Genomic DNA, 21145 nt, shown 5'->3' with positions numbered 1-21145 from the left:
GCAGAAGACGCCTCTTGCCCGATCGGGCGAGAGGCGTCTTCACAGGCGGATCCGGAGGTCTTCGCGGACGCGCCCGAAGGGCTGCACTGGTAGCGGCGCCGTCGGCGCGGACGGGCCCGGACCTGGATACAGGCCGGGACCGACGCCCGCGGACGGACGGGGACAGGGACAGGGACGGGACCGACGCCCGCGGACGGGGACGGCGCCGCCAAAGACGGCTAGAGGCGGGCGACCCCGTCGGCGCGGGCCTGCGCGGCCACCGCGGCGATGACCGCGGGGGCCACGCGTCCGTCGAAGGGACTCGGGATCACGTAGTCGGCCGACAGATCGTCGCCGACCACCGCGGCCAGCGCCTGGGCCGCGGCCACCTTCATGTTCTCGGTGATGGTGGTGGCGCGGACGTCGAGCGCCCCCCGGAAGACGCCGGGGAAGGCCAGCACGTTGTTGATCTGGTTGGGGAAGTCGGAGCGGCCGGTCGCCACCACCTGGGCGTGCCGGCCGGCGACCGCCGGGTGCACCTCGGGCTCCGGGTTGGACAGCGCGAAGACGATCGCGCCGGGCGCCATCGAAGCGATGGCCGCCTCCGACACCGTCGAGCCCGAGAGCCCGACGAACACGTCGGCACCGGCCAGCGCCTCCTCCGTGGAGCCCCGCAGGGCGGCCCGGTTGGTGTCGCGCGCCAGCGCCTCCTTCACCGGGTTGAGGCCGTCGCGGCCCTGGTGGATCAGGCCCTTGGAGTCGGACACCGCGATGTCACCGATGCCCGCGTTGAGCAGGATGCGGCTGACCGCCACGCCGGAGGCTCCGGCGCCCGCCACCACGGCCCGCAGGTCGCCCAGTGAGCGGCCGGTCAGCCGGGCGGCGTTGGTCAGCGCCGCCAGCACGACGATCGCGGTGCCGTGCTGGTCGTCGTGGAAGACGGGGATGTCCAGGAGTCCGCGCAGCCGGTCTTCGACCTCGAAGCAGCGCGGCGCGCTGATGTCCTCGAGGTTGATGCCTCCGAAGGAGGGCGCGAGCCGCACCACCGTCTCGACCAGCGCGTCCACCTCGGTGCAGTCGAGGCAGATCGGCACCGCGTCGACACCGGCGAACTGCTTGAACAGCAGGGCCTTGCCCTCCATCACCGGCATGGCGGCGGCGGGCCCGATGTCGCCGAGCCCGAGCACGGCGGTGCCGTCAGAGACGACGGCGACCACGTTGGACACCCAGGTGTAGTCGTTGACGAGCTCGGGCTGCTCGGCGATCGCGGTGCAGACCCTCGCCACCCCGGGGGTGTAGGCGAGCGCCAAGTCGTCGGCGTTGTTGACCGGGACAGTGGAGCGGGTCTCCAGCTTGCCGCCGCGGTGCAGGGCGAAGGCCGGATCCAGGTCGAGGGCTTCGAGGGATTCGGAGGAGATGGAGATGGAGGATGGCGTAACAGCCACAGCGACCCCTGTAGTTCAGTCAGACAGACGGATTGGTTCCTTCGGAGACGCCGTGGCGGGCGTGGCCCGGCTTCGGTAGCCGCTCGGGCCCGCTCGCTGAGAACGGTCGTCTGGAGGGGTACGGGGGTCACCCGTCGCTCGATTGTGCCACATGGTGAGACTCTCACCGGTGACAGAGATTGCTCACTTCCGTTGACATGATGTCGGCCTAGTTCATTGACATGGTGCAGCCCCTCCGTGCGTGTAATACTCAGAGCCCCATTCGTCTCTTACATCGATGGACCGCCCGGTGGATCTGACCTCCTACGCCGAGTTGGCTGTGCTGCTCATCAACAGCCCCGACCGACTGACCGGTCTGGACGGGCTGCGCGCCCTCCTGGAGGAGGGCCGCCGTTACCGTCCCGGCTGCCGCATCACCCGGGGCGATCTCGACGCCCTGCGTGACCTGCGCGAAGAGCTGGTGACCGTGTTCGAGTCCGCCGCCGGCGGCGACGAGCAGGACGTGGTCGACCGGCTCAACTCGCTGCTGATCCAGCATCCGGTCCAGCCGCAGATCTCCGGCCACGACGGCGAGCGCTGGCACCTGCACCTCACCGAGGGCGGCCGGATGGCCGACCAGTACGCCGTGGGCGCCGTCATGGGCCTGGCCACCATCGTGACCGACCTCGGCGTGGACCGGCTCGGTCTCTGCCAGGCGCCGCCCTGCCGCCGGGCCTACCTCGACACCTCCTCCAACCGCTCGCGGCGCTACTGCTCCGAGCGGTGCGCCAGCCGGGCGAACGTGGCCGCCTACCGCGCCCGCCGGAAGGTCAACGGCCAGTAGCGCAGCACCACCCGGCCGACGAGCAGCGACGGCGGCACGGCGCCGAAGTCCCAGCTGTCACGGCGGCCGGAGGCCCGCTGGTTGTCGCTCTCCAGCCACCATCCCCCGTCCGCCTCCCAGGCGGCCCGTTTGACGATCAGCCGCGACGGGTCGGCGGGGAGCCGGGCGACGACCAGATCTCCCGGCCTGATCCGGGCGCCGCGGCGCACCCAGAGCCAGTCCCCGGAGCGCAGCGCGGGCAGCATCGAATCCCCGTCGACACGGACTCTCACGGGCGCAACCCCCTTACACACGGGCTTTTCGAAGACGAGTAAGGTCGGTACTGGACCATGCTGATCTCAGCATCAAGGAAGGATTTTCCGATGCTCGCACGACTTCTGCGACCCAAGCACGTCGCGTCCGCCCACTGTGACCTGCCCTGCGGCGTGTACGACCCGGCCCAGGCCCGCATCGAGGCCGAGTCCGTCAAGGCGATCATGGAGAAGTACGTCGCCAACGAGGACCCGGTCTTCCGCACCCGCGCGCTCATCATCAAGGAGCAGCGGGCCGAGCTGGTCAAGCACCACCTGTGGGTGCTGTGGACCGACTACTTCAAGCCCCCGCACCTGGAGACCTACCCCCAGCTGCACCAGCTCTTCTGGGACGCCACCAAGCTGGCCGGCGCCGCGGGCGGCAAGGGCACCGTCGACCCGAAGCAGGCCGACGACCTGCTGGCCAAGATCGACGAGATTTCCAAGATTTTCTGGGCGACCAAGGCCGCCTGAGCGGCGAGCCGCGACGCGCAGCGTCGCGATTGACCCGCGAGGGTGCGCCGGTGAGCTGGACCGAGGAGCGAGGGAGCGCAGCGGACGAGCGACGAGGGAAGCCACCGGTTATCAGCACCCGAGCCGCGACGCGCAGCGTCGCGATTAAACGGACAGGCCCCGTGAGGAGTGCGACCCCACGGGGCCTGAGCTGTTGAGACGCCCCATTCAGGCGTCTTAGGGTGTTCTTGAGGTGTTCAAATCGCCCCGATCGCGAGTCCAATTGGGCCAACCACCCTCTCGGGGCTGTAGGTTGCAGTCAGCGACTCTGCGAGGAGGAACGTGACCGAACACACCGAGACACCCGCGGTCGGTATGGGTGGGATCCGGGACGTGGTGAGCGTCCGGCTGCCGGCCGCGAGTGCCTATCTGTCCGTGCTACGTACGGCGACCGCCGGACTGGCCGCACGGCTGGACTTCACGCTCGACGAGATCGAGGATCTGCGGATCGCGGTCGACGAGGCGTGCGCGATGTTGTTGACCCAGGCCGTGCCCGGCACCGATCTGGTCGCCGAGTTCGAGCTCACCGGGCAGCTGATGCAGATCCGGGTCGAGGTCAGCACGGTCGGGAGTTCCGCGCCGAAGCGCGACGACTTCGCGTGGATGGTGCTCACCGCCCTGGCTGACGACGTGGATGCCGTAACCGACTCCCCCGACCGCATGGCGATCGTGCTACGCAAGCGCCGAGGCGCGGCGAGGCCGGCGTGACGGAAAGGACTCGTGCCATGGCCGCCAGCGACCACGCGGTGCCCGACCGGGTGCGCGCGCGCCTGCTCTTCGCGGAACTGGCGGAGTTGACCCCCGACGACTCGCGGCGCCAGCGTATCCGTGACGAACTCGTCGAGCTCCACCTTCCCCTGGTGGAGTATCTCGCCCGCCGGTTCCGCAACCGGGGCGAGTGGCTTGACGATCTCACCCAGGTCGCGACCATCGGCCTGATCAAGTCGATCGACCGCTTCGACCTCGGCCGGGGGGTGGAGTTCTCCACCTACGCCACCCCGACGATCGTGGGCGAGATCAAACGGCACTTCCGCGACAAGGGCTGGGCGGTCCGCGTGCCGCGCCGCCTGCAGGAGCTCAAGCTCTCGCTGACCAAGGCGATAAGCGAGCTCTCGCAGCGCGAGGGACGCGCGCCCACCGTCGGCGAGCTCGCGGCGTTCCTGAAGATGAGCGAGGAGGAGGTGCTGGAGGGGCTGGAGTCGGCCAACGCCTATTCCACGGTCTCCCTCGACGCACCCGACTCCGGTGACGACGACGCGCCCGCGGTGGCCGACTCCCTCGGCATCGTGGACGACTCCCTGGAGGGTGTCGAATACCGCGAGTCGCTCAAACCGCTGCTCGAACGGCTGCCGCCGCGCGAGAAGCGGATCCTGCTGCTGCGGTTCTTCGGCAACATGACCCAGTCCCAGATCGCCACCGAGCTCGGCATCTCGCAGATGCACGTGTCCCGGCTGCTGGCCAGGACCCTGGCCCAGCTCCGTGAGGGCCTGACCGCGGAAGACTAGGCCCCGCCCGCGGACGACCGAGGAGACCGGGTCAGTCCTGGTCCCCGTAGAGGGCCTGCGTCGTCGGCGGCGACAGCAGCGCGACCAGTCCGATCACTGCCACGGCGATGAGCGGGATGCCGATGGTCTGCTGGTCGGACTGGATCAGCGTGATGCCGATCACGGTGGCGAAGATCTGGGCCAGCACGCCCAGGCTCCGCGTCCACCGTTCGGCCTGCAGCATGCCCCAGCCCACCCAGAGCAGGACCACGCCGACCAGGATCCCGAAGCCGGCGACGAAGATCGAGCTCAGCACGTCGGACGGCTGGCCGATCACCGTCTCGACTCCGGCGTAGCCGCCGAGCACCAGGGTGATGAGGCCTTCCAGCCCCATGACGACGGCGGCGACGGTGAGGGTCATCGGGCGATTCGACACATCCCAACCCTATCGCCGGGGCAGCCCGGCCTGATTTCCGCAGCCGCAGTGCCGTTATCGGCGGATACGCTGGCATTATGCGCGCGATGCTCCTGGTGAACCCCAAGGCGACGTCGACCAACCAGCGGACGCGGGACGTGCTCATCAGGGCACTGAGCGCCACCATGAATCTCAAGGTGGAGGAGACCGCCTACCGTGGGCACGCGGCCCTTCTGTCCCGCAAGGCCCATGCCTCAGGGTTCGACGTGGTGGCCGTGCTGGGCGGCGACGGCACGATCAACGAGGCCGTGAACGGCCTGCTCGACGCGGAGGACGGCAGGAGCGGCGCCGACGGGGACGCCTCGGAGCGGCCGGCGCTGCTGGTCATCCCCGGTGGCAGCGCGAACGTGTTCGCGCGGGCGCTCGGGCTGCCGAACAGCCCGGTGGAGGCGGTCGGCGCGGTGCTCGAGGCGATCCGTGACGATCGGCGGCGGACCGTCGGGCTTGGTCAGGCGATCTGGGATGACGAAAGCCGATATTTCACCTTCTGTAGTGGCCTGGGGTATGACGCCGAGGTGATCCGGGCGGTCGAGGGGATGCGCGGCACCGGCCGCAAGGCCACTCCCACCCGCTATGTGAACACCGCGCTGCACCACTATCTGACGACCGACAAGCGCCATGCCGCCATGGCCGTCGAGGGCCCCGACGTGCCCCGGGCCGGGCACATCTTCATGGCGGTCGTCTCCAACACCTCGCCGTGGACCTACGTGGGTTCCCAGCCGGTCTGCCCGACCCCGTGGGCGAGCTTCGAGACGGGCCTCGACCTGCTGGGACTGCAGCGCCTGGGCCTGCCGTCGATGCTCCGCCTGATGCCCCAGATCATGGGGGTCCGCGACACCCTGCCCAACGGCCGCCACCTGGTCCAGCTCCACGACGAGCGGGAGTTCACGCTGACCGCCGAGCGCCCGGTGGCCTTCCAGCTCGACGGCGACTACCTGGGCGAAGTCGAGCGAGTGACGTTCCGGTCTATCCCGAACGCGTTACAAGTTTTGGTCTGACTCGTTACATGCGGTCATTGTGTGACGCATCCGACATGCATATCCGGCAAAACGTTCTCCCAAACCTCTTGCATGTACTGAGCGTGGCTGACAATCTCAACATTGACGTCGGAACGTAGGACCTTTGAGCGGCCACCTCGCTCCCAGGCCACCGACGATCAAGTGAACCTGCCCCCGACCGAACAAGGCTCGGGTAATTGTTCGCGCTGGTTAGTGAAAGTCTTCACAAAGTGAGCCGACGGAGCCGCAGCAAGGGCTCCTCTTACGAAGGAGTGGACGCATGGACTGGCGCCACCGCGCTGCCTGCCGTGACGTGGACCCCGAGCTGTTCTTCCCGATCGGCAACACCGGCCCCGCCCTGATGCAGATCGAAGAGGCCAAGCAGGTCTGCCGTACGTGCACTGTAAGTGAAGCATGCCTGAAGTGGGCCCTGGAATCCGGGCAGGACGCCGGCGTCTGGGGCGGCCTGAGCGAGGACGAGCGCCGCGCCTTCAAGCGCCGCACCGCCCGCGCCCGCACCCGCGCGAACGTCTGACCGGCGAGAAAGCGCCCCTCCCCGGCCCGGCTCAGACCGCGGGGAGGGGAATGCCTAGGGTGACCTCCGTACCGCCGCCCTGCCGGGGCTCGATGGCCAGCCGCCCGGACAGCTCCCCGACGACCAGCGTGCGCACGATCTGCAGGCCGAGACTGGTGGACGACTCCAGGTCGAAGCCCTCCGGCAGACCGGTCCCGTCATCGGAGACGATGACGTCGAGCCGGTCGGCCCCCCGCGAAACGATCACCTGAAGTTTGCCCGGCCGGTGTGCCAGCCCGTGCTGGACGGCGTTCTGCAGCAGCTCGGTGAGGACCATCGCCAGCGGCGTCGCGATCTCCGAGCGCAGCACCCCGAACGTCCCGATCCGGCGCGGCACGACCTGCGCCTCCGGCGCCGCCACCTCGCCCGTCATCGCGATCACGCGGTCGGCGATGTCGTCGAAGTCCACCTGCTCGTCGGGCGTGTGCGACAGCGTCTCGTGCACGATCGCGATCGACCCGACCCTGCGCACCGCCTCCTCCAGCGCCTCGCGCCCCTCCGGCTGCTGCAGCCGCCGGGCCTGCAGCCGCAGCAGCGCGGCCACCGTCTGCAGGTTGTTCTTCACCCGGTGGTGGATCTCCCTGATGGTGGCGTCCTTGGTCATCAGCTCCCGCTCACGGCGCCGCAGCTCGGTCACGTCGCGGATGAGCACCAGCGCGCCGATCCGCCCGCCGCCGACCACCAGCGGGATCGCCCGCAGCTGCACGACCGTGCCGCCCGACTCGACCTCGGTCTCCCTGGGCTCCCGGCCGCTGGCCACGATCATCAGGTTCTCGTTGATGGGCTCGTCGGAGTAGCAGAGGGTGGCGGTGGTGCGGCCCAGCTCGGCGCCGACCAGGTCGGCGTTGAGCCCCAGCCGCCGGTAGGCCGACAGCGCGTTCGGCGAGGCGTAGGTGACCCGGCCCGCCCGGTCGAGCCGGAGCAGCCCGTCGCCCACGCGCGGCGAGCGGACCAGGATCGGCTCGGCGCCGGAGAAGGGGAAGCGCCCCTCGGCCACCATCTGGGCCAGGTCGGAGGCGCTCTGCAGGTAGGTGAGCTCAAGCCGTGAGGGAGTGCGCGCCGACGACAGGTTCGTCGAACGCTGGATCACGCCCAGGAAGTGGTCGGCCCGCCGTACCGGGATGGTCTCCTCGCGCACCGGCACCCCGCTCGACCAGTCGGGATCGCCCTCCCGGCAGATCCGCCGCTCGTCCCAGGCGGTGTCGATGAGCGCCCGTTCCCCCTTGGCCACCGTCATCCCCACGATGTCGTCGTGATAGACGGTGGGGCCCGTGGTGGGCCGCATCTGCGCGATGGCGATCCAGCCCGATCTCTCCCTGAGCGGGATCCACAGGATGAGATCGGCGAACGACAGGTCGGCCAGCAGCTGCCAGTCGGAGACCAGCGAGTGCATCCACTCGAGGTCGGCATCGTCGAGCGCGGTATGACGGACTACCAGGTCGCTTAGAGTCGGCACTCGTGCATCATGCGTTCTTTGCGGGCCCAAACGCGAATCGGGCGGGTCCGGCTGGCAAGATGCCCGCTATGGAGCAGACCCCAGATCCGCTGGCACGGTTGCGCACGGCCGCGGGCACGCGGGAGGCCGCGGGGCTGAAGCGTAGCCTGCGCGCCCGGACGCCGGACGACGACGGCCTGATCGACCTGGCCTCCAACGACTACCTCGGGCTGGCCAGGGACCGGCGGCTGATCGAGGCGGCGACGGAGGCCACCCGGGTCTGGGGCACCGGCTCGACCGGCTCCCGCCTGGTCACCGGCTCCACCGCGCTCCACGCCGAGCTGGAGGCGCGGCTGTGCGCCTTCACCCGGGCCCGCGGCGCGCTGGTGTTCTCCTCCGGCTATCTGGCCAACCTGGCGGCCGTGGCGGCCCTGGGCAGGGGCGCGCTGGTGGTCTCCGAGGCGGGCAACCACGCCTCCATCGTGGACGCCTGCCGCCTGTCCCGCTCGCGTGTGGTGGTCACCCCGCACAAGGACGTGACGGCCGTGGAGAAGGCCCTGGCCGACCGGGACGAGGAGCACGCGATAGTGGTCACCGACGCGGTCTTCTCCGTCGACGGCGACCTGGCGCCGCTGGCGGAGCTGCACGCGGCGACCGTACGGCAGGGCGCGCTGCTGATCGTGGACGAAGCCCACTCGATCGGCGTCATCGGCCCCCACGGCCGGGGAGCCGTGCACGCCGCGGGCCTGGCGGCCGAGCCGGGCGTTGTGAGAACGGTCACACTCTCCAAGTCCCTGGGCTCCCAGGGCGGAGCCGTGCTCGGGGCCCCGGAGGTGATCGAGACCCTGATAGACACGGGCCGTTCGTTCATCTTCGACACCGGCCTCGCCCCCGGCAGCGTGGCGGCGGCACTCGCCGCTGTGGATATCCTTCAAAACCAGCCCGAACTGCCCGGATGCGTGCGGACCAGAGCGAGAGAGCTGGCCTCGATGGCCCGCGAACTCGGCCTGGAGACCAACGATCCGGCGGGTGCGGTCGTCCCGATCGTGCTCGGCCCACCCGAGAGCGCACTGCGGGCCGCCCTCATCTGTGCGGAACGCGGAGTGCGCGCCGGATGTTTCCGGCCGCCCTCAGTGCCGGTCGGCCGCTCTTGCCTGCGGTTGACCGCGCGGGCCAATCTGAGTTCCGAAGATCTAGCGGTGATCAGGGGTGCGCTCACCGCCGTGGCCGAGATGAAGGTGACCATGTGAGTGAGCGAAGCGGGCGAGCCGGCGGGCACGGCACCTCCGGCCACGCCGTTTCCGAGCCGTCAGGTGAGGTGCCGACGTGACGGACGACTCCCCCAGGATTCCTAAGTACTACGACGTCAAACGCAGCCTGCTCGCGCTGACCAAGAGCCTGTCGGCGGGCAGCGCGCTGCCCCCCGAGCGGACCCTGGCGGTGCGCTTCGAGACGTCGCGCACCACCGTGCGCCAGGCCCTGTCGGAGCTGGTGGTCGAGGGCCGCCTGGTGCGCATCCAGGGCAAGGGGACGTTCGTCGCGCAGCCCAAGGTCGCCCAGGTCCTCCAGCTCACCTCATACACCGGCGACCTGCGGACGGTCGGCCTCGAACCCGACACCAAGATCCTCGATATCAGCTACATCACCGCCGACGAGCCCCTGGCCCGCCGGCTGGCGATCAACCCCGGCGGCCGCGTGCTGCGCATCCACCGGCTGCGCCTGGCCAACGGCGAGCCGATGTCGATCGACACCACCCACCTGTCGGCCCGGCGCTTCCCCCGGCTCCGGCGCGAGCTGGAGGTGCACTCCTCGCTGTACGAGACGCTGCACAACGCCTACAACGTGCGGCTGACCGACGCCGAGGAGATCATCGAGACCGTGCTGGCCACGCCGTACGACGCGCAGGTGCTGAGCGTCGACGTCGGCCTGCCGATGCTGCTGCTCACCCGGCACGCCTTCGACGCCGACGGCAACCCGGTGGAGTGGGCCCAGTCCCTCTACCGCGGCGACCGCTACAAGTTCGTCACCCGGCTGCGCCGCCCCTGAGGTCTCCGGCGGGCGGTCCGCGTCCGGGCTGTGAGTCCGGGCCGCGGAAGGCCACAGCCGCCTAAGGTGAGGTGCGTGAGCATTCTCGTGGTCACCGGGACCGACACCGGAGTGGGAAAGACGATCGTCACCGCGGCCGTGGCCTCGCTCGCCAGAGAGCGGGGCGTCCCGGTCGCGGTGGTGAAACCCGCTCAGACCGGGGTGGGCGAGACGGAACCCGGAGACCTCGACGACGTCATCCGGCTGTCCGGGGTGACCTCGACGTTCGAGTTCGCCAGGTTCCCTGACCCGCTGTCCCCGGCGGCGGCCGCCCGCACGGCGGGCCTGCCGCCGGTCTCCCTCACCCAGGCGGCCGCCCGGATCGAGGAGCTGGCCGAGTCGCACCGCCTGGTGGTCGTCGAAGGGGCGGGCGGGCTGCTCGTCCGCTTCGACGAGGAGGGGGCGACTCTGGCCGACCTGGCCCGGGAGCTCTCCGCGCCGGTGCTCCTGGTGACCCGGGCGGCGCTGGGCACGCTCAACCACACCGCGCTGACGCTGGAGGCGATGGCCCATCGCGGGCTGGAGCCGGCCGGGGTGGTGATCGGCTCCTGGCCGGCCGCCCCCGACCTGGCCGAGCGGTGCAACGTGGCGGACCTGGAGATGCTGGCCGCCCGGCCGCTGGCCGGCGTGCTCCCGGAGGGGGCCGGAGCCCTCGGCCGGGAGGACTTCGCCCGGACCGCCCACGCCGGCCTGAGCCCGGTGCTGGGCGGCGGTTTCGACCCCTCTGCCTTCCGGAGGGCCCTTAGGCTCTTGCCGTAGACGACGGCCGGAGATCGGACGGAGAACGGAGCAGCATGAGCGACATTCTTGAGATCGCCCGGACACAGGTCCTGGAGGAGGGCCGGGGACTCGACGCCGCGCAGGTGCTGCGCTGCCTCGAACTGCCCGACGACCGCCTCGCCGACCTCCTGGGGCTCGCGCACGAGGTGCGGATGAAGTGGTGCGGCCCCGAGGTGGAGGTCGAGGGGATCATCTCCCTCAAGACCGGCGGCTGCCCGGAAGACTGCCACTTCTGCTCCCAGTCGGGTCAGTTCACCTCCCCGGTCCGCGCGGCCTGGCTCGACATCCCCTCCCTCGTCCAGGCGGCCAGGGAGACCGCGGCGACCGGCGCGACCGAGTTCTGCATCGTGGCCGCGGTGCGCGGCCCCGACCGGCGGCTGATGGACCAGGTCCGCGAGGGGGTCAAGGCGATCCAGGAGGCGGTCGACATCAACGTCGCCTGCTCGCTGGGCATGCTCACCCAGGCCCAGGTCGACGAGCTGGCCGGGATGGGCGTGCACCGCTACAACCACAACCTGGAGACCGCGAGGTCGCACTTCGACAGGGTCGTCACCACCCACACGTGGCAGGAGCGCTGGGACACCTGCCTGATGGTGCGCGAGGCCGGGATGGAGCTGTGCTGCGGGGGCATCGTGGGCATGGGCGAGAGCCTGGAGCAGCGGGCGGAGTTCGCCGGGCAGCTCGGCGAGCTGCAGCCCGACGAGGTGCCCCTGAACTTCCTCAACCCGCGCCCCGGCACGCCCTTCGAGTCGCTGCCCCTCCTTTCGGGCTCCGAGGCGCTCAGGACGATCGCCGCCTTCCGGCTCGCGCTGCCCCGCACGATCCTGCGCTACGCCGGCGGCCGCGAGCTGACCCTGGGCGACCTGGGCACCCGCGACGGCATGCTCGGCGGGATCAACGCGATCATCGTGGGCAACTACCTGACCACCCTCGGCCGGACCGCCGAGGCGGACCTCGACCTGCTGGTCGACCTGAAGATGCCGATCAAGGCGCTCTCCGACACGCTCTGAGAGCACTGATGCCATGACGTGCCGCGGACGGGCGTTCATGATGTGAGCATGGCCAAGGCGATCGAACAGCCCGTTCCCGGTATCACCGTCGGACACGCGCTCCTCGCGCGGTCGGCGGGAGCCCCGCAGCCCGTCGACAAGGTCGTGCACGACGGTGACACGATCAACATCGCCGCCGACGGCAACTTCGGCGTGCGCCTGCTCGGCGTGGACGCCCCCGAGGTCAGCTTCGAGCTGCCCCGCAGCTCCGTCGTCCCCGACCTGCCCAGGGGTTTCGTCAAGATCTCACACCCGGCCTGGACCGACTTCCTGGCCGACCCGTTCGCGCCGGGCTTCGAGCCGCTGCCGCTGCGCGCCGCACTCCACGATCATCTGCTGGGCAGGCTCGGCCCGACCACCGCGCGCAACCACGCCGAGCTCGGCGGCCCGTCCACGCAGGCGCTCAGAGACATGATCAGCTCCGACATCGCCGAGCAGGGCCTCGACGGTGAGACCTTCAAGTTCCGGCTGGCCTTCGCGCACGAGGTCCTCGACCGGTACGGCAGGCTGCTGTGCTACGTCAACCGGGACCAGAAGCTCCGGCCCAGGCCCGCCCCGTACAACGAGCGGCTGCTCGCCGGCGGGCACGCGATGCCCTACTTCATCTGGCCCAACGTGGACCCCTTCGTCCGGCAGGAGAACCGGGTGGCGCAGGCCGTACCGGCTCCCGGGACGGCCCGCACGGTGGCGGAGGCGGGCGCGCTGGGCCGGGCCCGCGAGTCGGTACGGCAGGCACGCCAGACGGGTCTCGGGGTCTGGAACCCGGCGGACCCGTTGCGGCTGCACGCCTTCGAGCTGCGCTATCTGGCCGGGCGGCGGGCGCCTGACCGGTATGTCCTCGACCTGTCCGACAGTTCCTCCGAGCTGCTCCACCCGCAGAGCTACCACCGGATCCCGCAGCCGGAGGACCGGTTGTTCGTCAACGCCGAGCACGCGCCCCTGTGGGCGGAGAAGGGCTGGTCGGTCCCACCGCTGTAGACGCCGGCCCGGCCGTCCGGGTCGGCCGGCGCGGACCGGTGACCGCGGGGCCGCACGGGCCGGTCGGGCCGTCCGGGCCGGCCCGGTCGTCGGCGCGTGCCGGGCGACCGGGGCCGTGCGGCCGGGGCCGCCGGACGGGGCGAATATGCGCTGGCAGCGTTAGGTGGGAGGAATCTGGGCAGGGTGAAGAACCCCTGTCCGGCTAAGTGACTGACTGGTAGGTTGCGCGGTATGGAGTCCCCAAAGCACGCAGGTGACATCGCGGTCGCCGTCTCCAAGGCCTATGGAATCGAGACCATGTTCACCCTGTCCGGTGGGCACGTCTTCCCGCTGTATGACGGGGCGGTCCACGAGGGCATGCCCATCCTCGACGTGCGGCACGAGCAGAGCGCGGTCTTCGCCGCCGAGGCGACCGCCCGGCTGACCCGCAGACCCGGACTGGCCGTGCTCACCGCCGGCCCCGGCGTCACCAACGGCGTCAGCGGCGTGGCCACCGCGCACTTCAACGGCTCCCCCGTCGTGGTCATGGGAGGCCGGGCACCGCGCTCACGCTGGGGCTCCGGCGCGCTGCAGGAGATCGACCACCCGCCGCTGTTCGCGCCGATCACCAAACTGGCCTTCACCGGCTCCGGCCCCGACTCCGTCGCCGAAGACGTGGAGATGGCCTTCCGCACGGCCCTGGCCCCGCACCGCGGCCCGGTCTTCCTCGACTTCCACATGGACCACCTGTTCGCGGCCGCGCCCCCGCCCGACCACGTCACCGAGACGCTGACCCCGTCACCGCTGGAGCCCGACCCCGACTCCCTCGCCGGGATCGCCCGCCTGCTCGCCGAGGCCGAGCGCCCGGTGCTGGTGCTCGGCTCGGACGTGTGGATGGACCGCGCCGAGGAGGTCGCCCGGGGCTTCGCCGAGGAGTTCCGCCTGCCGGTCATCCCCAACGGCCAGGGCCGCGGCATCCTGCCCGCCGGGCACGAGTTGCTGGTCACCCGGGCCCGAGGGCTGGCCCTCACCCAGGCCGACCTGGTGATCGTGGCGGGCGCCCCGCTGGACTTCCGCCTCGGCTACGGCTGGTTCGGCGGCAAGGACGGCGCCCCGCTCGCCAGGGTCGTGCACCTGGCCGACGCCCCGTCGCAGCTCACCACGCACATCGAGCCCTCCGGGACCGCCGCCGGCGACCTGTCGCTGGTCTTCTGGGGGCTGGGTACGGCCTGCAACCAGGCCGGCGTCTCCCCCGCGTCCTACGCGCCGTGGCTGTCGAAGCTGTCGGAGGCCGCGTCGGCGGCCATCGCCGCCGACGCGGACCTGCTGGCCTCCGGCTCCGACCCGATCCACCCGATGCGCATCTACGGCGAGCTGGCCAAGGTCCTCGCCGACGACGCCGTGGTGATCGGCGACGGCGGCGACTTCGTCTCCTACGCCGGCAAATACGTCGAGCCCAAGCAGCCCGGCAACTGGCTCGACCCGGGCCCGTACGGCTGCCTGGGCACCGGCCTGGGCTACGCCATCGCCGCCCGGGTGGCGCGGCCCTCCTCGCAGGTGGTGCTGCTGCTCGGCGACGGCGCGGCCGGTTTCTCGCTGATGGACGTGGACACGCTCGTACGGCACCGCCTGCCGGTGGTGATGATCTGCGGCAACAACGGCATGTGGGGACTGGAGAAGCACCCCATGCAGATGCTCTACGGCTACGACGTGGCGGCCGAGCTCCAGCCGCAGTGCCGCTACGACCAGGTGGTGACCGCTCTGGGCGGCGGCGGCGAGCTGGTCACCGACCCGTCGCAGATCGGCCCGGCGCTGCTGCGCGCCTTCGACTCCGGCGTCCCGTACATGGTCAACATCGCCACCGACCCGTCGGTCGCCTACCCCCGCAACACCACCGGGGTCTGAACGGCGCCGGCTGGGGCCCCGCCACGGCGGGGACCCAGCCGCGCCGAGGCCGGACGGGGGCGGCCGGGTATGGCCGGGGTGGGGTCGGCCGGACCCCGGGCAGGGCCTGGGCCACCGCCGAGGTCAGCGGTTCGGCACCGGCCGGCTCCGGCGGAGGTCCGATGCGGGCCGGCCTGCCGGACCAGTCACCGCGCGGCGAGAAGGGTGTCGACGGCTGCCGTCACAGACAGGTCGTCGACCCCCTTCGCCGTCTCCGCGGCTCGCCGTCCCCGCACCCGAACGGCTCAGGTCTTGCTCGTCTAGGGGCTGGGCGTCGAGGTCGGGGTGGGCGCCGGGCTGGACGGGCAGCCGTAGTTGGCCACGACGATCTCCACCGGCTTCCTCGGGTCCCACATGGTCCCGCCGGGCGGATGCTGCTCGACCACCCTCATGCACTGGGTGCGGTCGAGGTCGGCGCTGTCAGACGTCTTCGGCTTCAGGCCCGCCTTCTGCAGCTCGCTCCTGGCCATGTCCGGCGCCATGCCCGTGACGTCGGGCACCTTCCGCTTCGGCAGCGGCGTCGGGGTGGGTGTGGGCGTCGGGGTCGGCGTCGGGGTGGGTGTGGGCGTCGGGGTGGGGGTCGGGGTGGGTGTGGGCGTGCGGGTGGGGCGGGTGGGCTGCTCGGCCGGGGCGGTGGCGGTCTGCCTCGGCCTGGGGGGCTTGGAGGACCTGGTCTTCGTGGGGCTCGGCGAACCGCTCACGCTGGGCAGCGGCTCGGGCTTCGTCGTCTGGGTGTTGGACACCGTGGAGGCCGCCATCCCGTTGATCGCCAGGGCGACGAGCCCGACGCACATCACGGCCGCCGCCGCGGAGACCGCCAGCAGCCCGCCCTTCCTCCGGGGCCGCTTCGCGCCGCGGCGGCCACGGCCCTGCGGGACCGCTTGCGTGGCCGGGCCGGGCGATGGCGCCGTCTCGGGCGGCACGGCCCCCTGCGGGCCCGCCGGAGGCATGGCCCCCTGCCAGCCGGTCTGCGGCAGCGGCGCCTCGGACCGGTCGGCCTGCGGAGGGGCTCCGTGCCGGCCGGTCTGCGGCGGTGCGGCGCCCTCCCAGCCGGCCTGCACCGCGCCGGCGGGCGGGAGCGGCGGCGCCATCGTCGAGCCGGTCTCCGGCCCGAGGCGCGCCGCCTGCCTGGCGGCGGTGCTCATCGCGGCGGCGCTGGGGAAGCGCCGGGCCGGGTCCTTGGACAGGGCCCGCTCCACCAGGGCCCGGACCGCGGGAGGGATGTGCGGCGGCAGTGGCGGCGGCATCTCGCGGATGTGCTTGAGCGCGATCGTGACCGGGGTGTCGCCGTCGAAGGGCCGCTGCCCGGCCAGGCACTCGTAGGCCACCACGCCCAGCGCGTAGATGTCGACCGCGGGGGTGACCGGCGCGCCCTCGGCCTGCTCGGGCGCGCAGTAGGCGGCGGTGCCGAGCACCATGCCGGCGTCGGTCAGCCTGCTGGCCGCGTCCGACCTGGCGATGCCGAAGTCGGTGAGCACGAGTGTGCCGTCGGAGCGGACCATCAGGTTGCCGGGCTTGATGTCCCGGTGGACGATGCCCTGGTCGTGGACGGCCTGCATGGCGGAGGCCGCCTGGGCGATGAGCTCCATCGCGGGCCCGGGGGCGATGCTCCCCAGCCGCCCGAGCAGCCGGTCGAGCGGCTCGCCGTCCACGAACTTCATCACGAGATATGCCGTCGCCCCCGCGCCGGGCACCTCGTGAATCCCGTAGTCGTAGACGTCTACGACCCCGGGGTGGTTGATCGTCGCCATCGCCCGGGCCTCGCCCTGGAAGCGCACCAGGAAGCCGGGGTCGTCAGTACGGCCCGGGAGCAGCACCTTGACCGCGACGGTGCGGGCCAAGACGGTGTCCTCACCGCGCCACACCTCGCCCATACCGCCGGCGCCGATGCGGGTATCCAGCCGATACCGCCCCGCCAGCGTCGTGCCTTGGGCCACCATGACTCCCCCGTAACCCTCTCCGCTCCCACCCCAGGGTTCTCCAACAAAGCGGATTTGTATCGCGCCAACGTCACGGCAACGTAACGAAACCCTGCAAGCCGTATGCCTCACAAACAAGACGCGTGCCGTAGCATCGCACAAAACTCAGGACTTTTAAGCGTACTTGTATAGGTTGCGCACTTTTACGGCAAGAGCTGCCAGGCAGCCGTCGGCGCGCACCGCCCCCGGCGCCCACGGATCATCGACGGAGCCTTGGCCACCCTGGAATCCCCCACAAGAGTACATAAAACGTACATAAAACTAGCGGCCGGAGAGCAGTGCTCGGTCCGTCGCGGGGCGGTGATCCGCCCCGGCCGACGGAACCGGGGCTCAGCCGCTCAGCGTGCCGTGCTCCGCGCAGCGCGCCGACCAGCCGGTGGGGGTCACCTGGACCACCATGCGCCGGCAGCAGTGGGGACAGTAACGCGGCGGCTCCATCGCGCGCGCGGCGCGGCAGCCCGCGTGCTCGCCCTCGTGCGCCGGGCGGCCGCAGTGATCGCAGTAGGGGGTCACCCGATCACCTTATGCTGACGCCCATGACGTTGACTCCCGGCCTGCGCGCCCAGCTCCTCATCATGGTCGAGAGGGAGGACACCGCGGCCGTGGTCGGCAGCGGAGACGTCCCCGTCCTGGCCACCCCCCGCCTGCTGGCCTTCGCCGAACAGGCCACCGTCCGGGCGGTCACGGGCGCGCTGGAGCCCGGCCAGACCTCCGTGGGCACCAAGGTCGTCCTGGAGCACCTGGCGGCCAGCCCGGTCGGCACCCACGTCGAGATCGCCGCCGAGCTCACCGAGGTCGACGGCCGCCGTCTGGTCTTCGCCTTCACCGCCGCCGACCGGCACACCACCGTCGCGACCGGCACGATCGAACGCGTGGTCGTCGACCGCGAACGCTTCATCGCCAGACTCTCCCGCTGACCGCCCGCGCTCACCGCACACCGCCCGGGACACCCCCGACACCGCCCCGCACACCGTCCGGAACCACCGCGCACCGTCCCACACCCACCGCGCGCCACCCGGAACCGCCGCACACCGTCCCACACCCACCGCGCGCCACCCGGAACCGCCGCACACGCTCACCGTGCGCCAACCGGGCCCCACTATGCGACCGGAGCCGGGACCGCTCACGCGGGACTCTCACCGGCGCCGGTACGGCGGGAGCACGCGCGGCGGTGACCGGCGCCGCGGCACGGTGCGGGGCCGGGCAGGCTACTCGATGACGGCGATGACGTCGCCTTCCTGGATGACGTCGCCCTCGGCGACCTTGATCTCGGTGATCACACCGTCGTCCTCGGCGATGACGGGGATCTCCATCTTCATCGACTCAAGGATGACCAGGGTGTCGCCGTCCTCGACGGTGTCGCCCTGGGAAACGAGGACCTTCCAGACATTTGCCACCATCTCTGCGCGTACTTCAGCCACCGGACACTCCCATCAATCACTGTGATCCATCTGTGTCAGACCGACCTGTTCAGGCCCGCATGCGAGCCACCAGTCCGGTGTCGTAGGTCCCCTCGACGAACTCGGGGTGCTCCAGCAGCTCCGCGCAGAACGGCAGGTTGTTCTTGGGTCCCGCGATCTCGAAGCCCGCCACGGCCGCCCGGGCGCGCTCCAGGGCCTCGGCCCGCGTCTGCCCGAACACGCACAGCTTGGCCATGAGCGGATCGTAGAACGGCGTGACCGTGTTGCCGTCGGTGTAGCCGGAGTCCACCCGGACGCCCTCGCCGGACGGTTCCGTCCAGATGTCGATCTTCCCGGGACCAGGGAAGAACCGCTTGGGGTCCTCGGCGTAGACGCGGAACTCGATCGCATGGCCGCGCGCGATCACCTCCGGCGCGGTCTTCTCGCCCGCGGCGATCAGCAGCTGCTGCTCGACCAGGTCCACGCCGGTGACCAGCTCGGTGACCGGGTGCTCCACCTGGAGCCGGGTGTTCATCTCCAGGAAGACGAAGTCCTGCTTGTCGGCGTCGACCAGGCACTCCACGGTCCCCGCGCCGAGATAACCGACCGCCTCGCCCGCCCGTACGGCCGCCGCCAGCATGCGCTCGCGCAGCTCCTGGGTGATGCCGGGGGACGGCGTCTCCTCCACGACCTTCTGGTGCCGGCGCTGCACCGAGCAGTCGCGCTCGCCCAGCGCGACGACCGTGCCGTCGGCGAGGCCGAGGATCTGCACCTCGACGTGGCGGGCGTGCTCGATATAGCGCTCCAGCAGGATCGCGGGCGTCCCGCCGAAGCGCGAGGCGGCCCTGGACGCCTGCTCGAACGCCTTGGCCAGCCCGGCCTCGTCGTGGGCGACGCCCATGCCGATGCCGCCGCCGCCCCCCGCCGTCTTGACCATGACCGGGTAGCCGATCCCGGCGACGGCGGCCACGGCCTCCTCCAGCCCGGTGACCGGCTCGCGGGTCCCGGCGGCGACGGGCACGCCCGCCGCCTCCATCAGGTTACGCGCGTTGATCTTGTCGCCCATCCGCTCGATCGCCTCGGGCGAGGGCCCGATCCAGGTCAGACCGGCGTCGATGACGGCCCGGGCGAATCCGGCGTTCTCCGAGAAGAACCCGTAGCCCGGATGGACGGCCTGGGCGCCCGACACGCGGGCGGCCTCAAGCACCTTGTCGGCGTCGAGATAGCTCTGCGCCGGGTTGGCCGGCCCGAGCAGGATCGCCTCGTCGGCCTCCCGGACGAACGGCAGGTCGGCGTCGGCCTCGGAATACACCGCGATGGCTCGCAGTCCCATGCGCTGGATCGTGCGGATGATTCGCCGTGCGATTTCGCCACGATTGGCTACCAGAACAGACTCGAACACGTTGGCAGACCCCTTTCGACCGCTCCACCCTATGATCGGGGTCTTAGCACAGCCCTAAGCCCGAAACCACCGATCACGGGAACGTGATCTGTAGGAAACCCACAAGCGCGCGGGATCGGAACCCTCCCGGGGACCACCCGGTCAGGAAGGGAGATCCTTCGGGTCCGGGAGGCGATCGTTCGGATCCGCAAGGAGATCTTTCAGATCCGGTACGACGGAGTCAACCTGTCGATGACGCGGGCTGCCGCTTCGACGACCGGTGGATCATACTCCTCGCCGGCGCCGAGGCGGAGCCGTTCGAGGGCGGCCCCGGCCCGGTCCCGGTCGGTGGAGCCGCCGACCAGGTCGTCATAGGCGTTGGCCACCTTGATGATGCGGCTGGCCAGCGGCGGCGTCTCGGCGCAGGGATCGCACTGGCGGCGGACGATCTCGGCCACCCGGTCCAGCACCCCGGTCTGCCGGATCACCTCCGCGCCGAGTTCGGCGATGCGCCGGGCCTGCTCGGGCTCGGTGAGCACCGTGGCGCCCCCGGGGATCGGATCGCGCAGCGAGAGCTGGCCGATGTCGTGCATGAGCGCGGCGTACTCCAGCTCCAGTAGCTCGGGCTCGGCCAGGCCCAGCTCCCGCCCGACCGCGACCGCCAGGCGGCTGACCCGGCGCGAATGCCCCGGCTCGACGTAGCCGCCGACCTCGGTGACCCGCGACAGCGCCCGGACCGTCTGGAGGTAGGTGGCCCGGATCCCGGCGTATTTACGGAAGGCGACCTGGGTGACCAGCAGCGGCGCGGCGAAGACCAGCAGCGCCGCCATGTCCATGCTGTGCGAGGCGAGGGCGAGCAGGATGCCGGAGGCGGCGACGGCGGCCCACAGCGGCGTGGCCATCCGCGCCTCGTCGCGGAGGGCCACGCCGAAGGCCGCGCGCACCTGCTCGGCCCGGAGCACGGCGGCCAGCAGCACGTCCGCCAGCACCATGACCAGTAGGAGCAGGGCCATCACGCCGAGCGCGGGCCACCAACCGCCCTCGGGCCCCTTCGTCAGCTCGAACAGCGACCCCGCCAACGGCCGGTAGGCCACCGCCAGCAGCGCGCCGGTGAGCAGCCTGCGCGCCATCGCGTCCGGCCGGGGCGGGCGGCCCACCGCCAGGTGCGGCAGCGCCCCGGCGGCCATGCCGACCGCCAGCACCGCGACGACCTGGAGCGCCGAGTGCCGCGCCGGGACGTCGCCCATGTCCAGCAGCAGCGTGTAGCCGAGCGCGGCCGCCGCGCCGATCGGCGCCACCTCCCGGTTGCCCGGCATCGTGAGCCTGGCCAGCTCCCCCGCCGCGATGAGCGCGCCGAACCCGATGGCGACCTCCGGGTCGAGCAGCCCGGCGGCGGCGGTGTGCGCCACCCCCGTCACCGCCAACAGGCCCGCCGCGCAGATCAGCAGGAGCTGGCCCGAGTCGAGCCGCTGGAACGCCCGCGTGGCGGTGGTGGTGCCGTTCATCGCCCTGCTTCCATGGTCGCCCCCGCCTTCACCCTCGCCCCGCCCCGGC

The 21145-nt window shown here is 71.3% G+C and carries 22 protein-coding genes; 13 read left to right on the top strand and 9 right to left on the bottom strand.

The genetic code is table 11. The annotated features are described in order from the left end of the window. Window positions 1–218 precede the first annotated feature (218 nt). Window positions 219–1424, bottom strand: a complete 1206-nt coding sequence (locus J2S55_RS22605; RefSeq protein WP_306864434.1) for an NAD(P)-dependent malic enzyme — start codon at window positions 1422–1424, stop codon at window positions 219–221. Window positions 1425–1701: 277 nt separating this feature from the next. Here J2S55_RS22605 and J2S55_RS22600 point away from each other — a divergent pair, with 277 nt between their 5' ends. Continuing rightward, window positions 1702–2247, top strand: a complete 546-nt coding sequence (locus J2S55_RS22600; protein ID WP_306864431.1) for a CGNR zinc finger domain-containing protein — start codon at window positions 1702–1704, stop codon at window positions 2245–2247. Here the strand turns inward: J2S55_RS22600 and sodX are convergent. Then, window positions 2214–2519, bottom strand: a complete 306-nt coding sequence (gene sodX, locus J2S55_RS22595; RefSeq protein ID WP_306864429.1) for a nickel-type superoxide dismutase maturation protease — start codon at window positions 2517–2519, stop codon at window positions 2214–2216. The two genes, J2S55_RS22600 and sodX, sit on opposite strands and share 34 nt — an antisense overlap. Before the next feature lie 90 nt (window positions 2520–2609). Between sodX and sodN the strand changes: the two genes are divergently transcribed. The 3 genes from sodN (at window position 2610) to J2S55_RS22580 (ending at window position 4555) form a co-directional block, all read left to right on the top strand. Next, window positions 2610–3011: a superoxide dismutase, Ni gene (gene sodN, locus J2S55_RS22590; protein ID WP_306864426.1), complete on the top strand. Its 402-nt coding sequence runs from the start codon at window positions 2610–2612 to the stop codon at window positions 3009–3011. Window positions 3012–3332: 321 nt separating this feature from the next. Beyond that, complete coding sequence (locus J2S55_RS22585) at window positions 3333–3758, top strand: anti-sigma factor (RefSeq protein ID WP_370879692.1); 426 nt, start codon at window positions 3333–3335, stop codon at window positions 3756–3758. A 17-nt stretch (window positions 3759–3775) separates the two neighbouring features. Further along, a complete protein-coding gene (locus tag J2S55_RS22580) occupies window positions 3776–4555 on the top strand; it encodes an RNA polymerase sigma factor SigF (RefSeq protein ID WP_197048491.1) in 780 nt (259 codons plus the stop codon). Between the two features lie 31 nt (window positions 4556–4586). Here J2S55_RS22580 and J2S55_RS22575 read toward each other — a convergent pair whose 3' ends face one another. Continuing rightward, window positions 4587–4955, bottom strand: a complete 369-nt coding sequence (locus J2S55_RS22575; protein ID WP_306864422.1) for a hypothetical protein — start codon at window positions 4953–4955, stop codon at window positions 4587–4589. 92 nt (window positions 4956–5047) lie between these two features. Between J2S55_RS22575 and J2S55_RS22570 the strand changes: the two genes are divergently transcribed. Both J2S55_RS22570 and J2S55_RS22565 read left to right on the top strand, forming a co-directional pair. After that, entirely contained in the window at window positions 5048–6007 is a 960-nt protein-coding gene (locus J2S55_RS22570; RefSeq protein ID WP_306864419.1) for a diacylglycerol/lipid kinase family protein, read from the top strand. A gap of 280 nt (window positions 6008–6287) precedes the next feature. Then, the gene (locus J2S55_RS22565) at window positions 6288–6542 is read left to right on the top strand and encodes a WhiB family transcriptional regulator (RefSeq protein ID WP_306864416.1); all 255 of its coding nucleotides are present in this window, start codon (window positions 6288–6290) and stop codon (window positions 6540–6542) included. Between the two features lie 31 nt (window positions 6543–6573). Here J2S55_RS22565 and J2S55_RS22560 read toward each other — a convergent pair whose 3' ends face one another. Then, window positions 6574–8037, bottom strand: a complete 1464-nt coding sequence (locus tag J2S55_RS22560; RefSeq protein ID WP_306864414.1) for a sensor histidine kinase — start codon at window positions 8035–8037, stop codon at window positions 6574–6576. A 59-nt stretch (window positions 8038–8096) separates the two neighbouring features. Between J2S55_RS22560 and J2S55_RS22555 the strand changes: the two genes are divergently transcribed. The 6 genes from J2S55_RS22555 to J2S55_RS22530 all read left to right on the top strand — a co-directional run bounded on the left by J2S55_RS22555 (window position 8097) and on the right by J2S55_RS22530 (window position 14792). Next, window positions 8097–9266: an 8-amino-7-oxononanoate synthase gene (locus J2S55_RS22555; RefSeq protein WP_370879691.1), complete on the top strand. Its 1170-nt coding sequence runs from the start codon at window positions 8097–8099 to the stop codon at window positions 9264–9266. 76 nt (window positions 9267–9342) lie between these two features. Next, the gene (locus J2S55_RS22550) at window positions 9343–10062 is read left to right on the top strand and encodes a GntR family transcriptional regulator (RefSeq protein WP_306864408.1); all 720 of its coding nucleotides are present in this window, start codon (window positions 9343–9345) and stop codon (window positions 10060–10062) included. Window positions 10063–10137: 75 nt separating this feature from the next. Beyond that, the gene (gene bioD / locus J2S55_RS22545) at window positions 10138–10860 is read left to right on the top strand and encodes a dethiobiotin synthase (RefSeq protein ID WP_306864405.1); all 723 of its coding nucleotides are present in this window, start codon (window positions 10138–10140) and stop codon (window positions 10858–10860) included. A 35-nt stretch (window positions 10861–10895) separates the two neighbouring features. Beyond that, entirely contained in the window at window positions 10896–11891 is a 996-nt protein-coding gene (gene bioB / locus J2S55_RS22540) for a biotin synthase BioB (RefSeq protein WP_306864401.1), read from the top strand. A gap of 48 nt (window positions 11892–11939) precedes the next feature. Next, the gene (locus tag J2S55_RS22535; protein ID WP_306864399.1) at window positions 11940–12908 is read left to right on the top strand and encodes a thermonuclease family protein; all 969 of its coding nucleotides are present in this window, start codon (window positions 11940–11942) and stop codon (window positions 12906–12908) included. 231 nt (window positions 12909–13139) lie between these two features. After that, window positions 13140–14792 carry an acetolactate synthase gene (locus J2S55_RS22530; protein ID WP_306864396.1) on the top strand — a complete coding sequence of 551 codons (1653 nt, stop codon included), beginning with the start codon at window positions 13140–13142 and terminating at the stop codon, window positions 14790–14792. Window positions 14793–15091: 299 nt separating this feature from the next. On the opposite strand, the gene J2S55_RS22525 is transcribed toward J2S55_RS22530, so the two are convergent. Continuing rightward, entirely contained in the window at window positions 15092–16771 is a 1680-nt protein-coding gene (locus J2S55_RS22525; RefSeq protein ID WP_306864394.1) for a serine/threonine-protein kinase, read from the bottom strand. Window positions 16772–17140: 369 nt separating this feature from the next. Further along, complete coding sequence (gene bsaP, locus J2S55_RS22520; protein ID WP_306864392.1) at window positions 17141–17323, bottom strand: biotin synthase auxiliary protein BsaP; 183 nt, start codon at window positions 17321–17323, stop codon at window positions 17141–17143. A gap of 23 nt (window positions 17324–17346) precedes the next feature. On the opposite strand from bsaP, the gene J2S55_RS22515 reads away from it, so the two are divergent. Beyond that, window positions 17347–17727 carry a thioesterase family protein gene (locus J2S55_RS22515; RefSeq protein WP_306864389.1) on the top strand — a complete coding sequence of 127 codons (381 nt, stop codon included), beginning with the start codon at window positions 17347–17349 and terminating at the stop codon, window positions 17725–17727. A gap of 291 nt (window positions 17728–18018) precedes the next feature. On the opposite strand, the gene J2S55_RS22510 is transcribed toward J2S55_RS22515, so the two are convergent. The 3 genes from J2S55_RS22510 to J2S55_RS22500 all read right to left on the bottom strand — a co-directional run bounded on the left by J2S55_RS22510 (window position 18019) and on the right by J2S55_RS22500 (window position 21096). Beyond that, window positions 18019–18231 carry a biotin/lipoyl-binding carrier protein gene (locus J2S55_RS22510; RefSeq protein WP_306864387.1) on the bottom strand — a complete coding sequence of 71 codons (213 nt, stop codon included), beginning with the start codon at window positions 18229–18231 and terminating at the stop codon, window positions 18019–18021. A gap of 49 nt (window positions 18232–18280) precedes the next feature. Beyond that, on the bottom strand, window positions 18281–19612 hold the full coding sequence (locus J2S55_RS22505) for an acetyl-CoA carboxylase biotin carboxylase subunit (RefSeq protein WP_306864385.1): 1332 nt from the start codon (window positions 19610–19612) through the stop codon (window positions 18281–18283). A 200-nt stretch (window positions 19613–19812) separates the two neighbouring features. Then, the gene (locus J2S55_RS22500) at window positions 19813–21096 is read right to left on the bottom strand and encodes an HD-GYP domain-containing protein (RefSeq protein WP_306864383.1); all 1284 of its coding nucleotides are present in this window, start codon (window positions 21094–21096) and stop codon (window positions 19813–19815) included. Between the last annotated feature and the right edge of the window lie 49 nt (window positions 21097–21145).

Source organism: Streptosporangium brasiliense, from assembly GCF_030811595.1.
Taxonomy (GTDB): domain Bacteria; phylum Actinomycetota; class Actinomycetes; order Streptosporangiales; family Streptosporangiaceae; genus Streptosporangium; species Streptosporangium brasiliense.
Note: the sequence above shows the minus strand (reverse complement) of the source record. Positions and strands in the feature narration are given on the sequence as shown.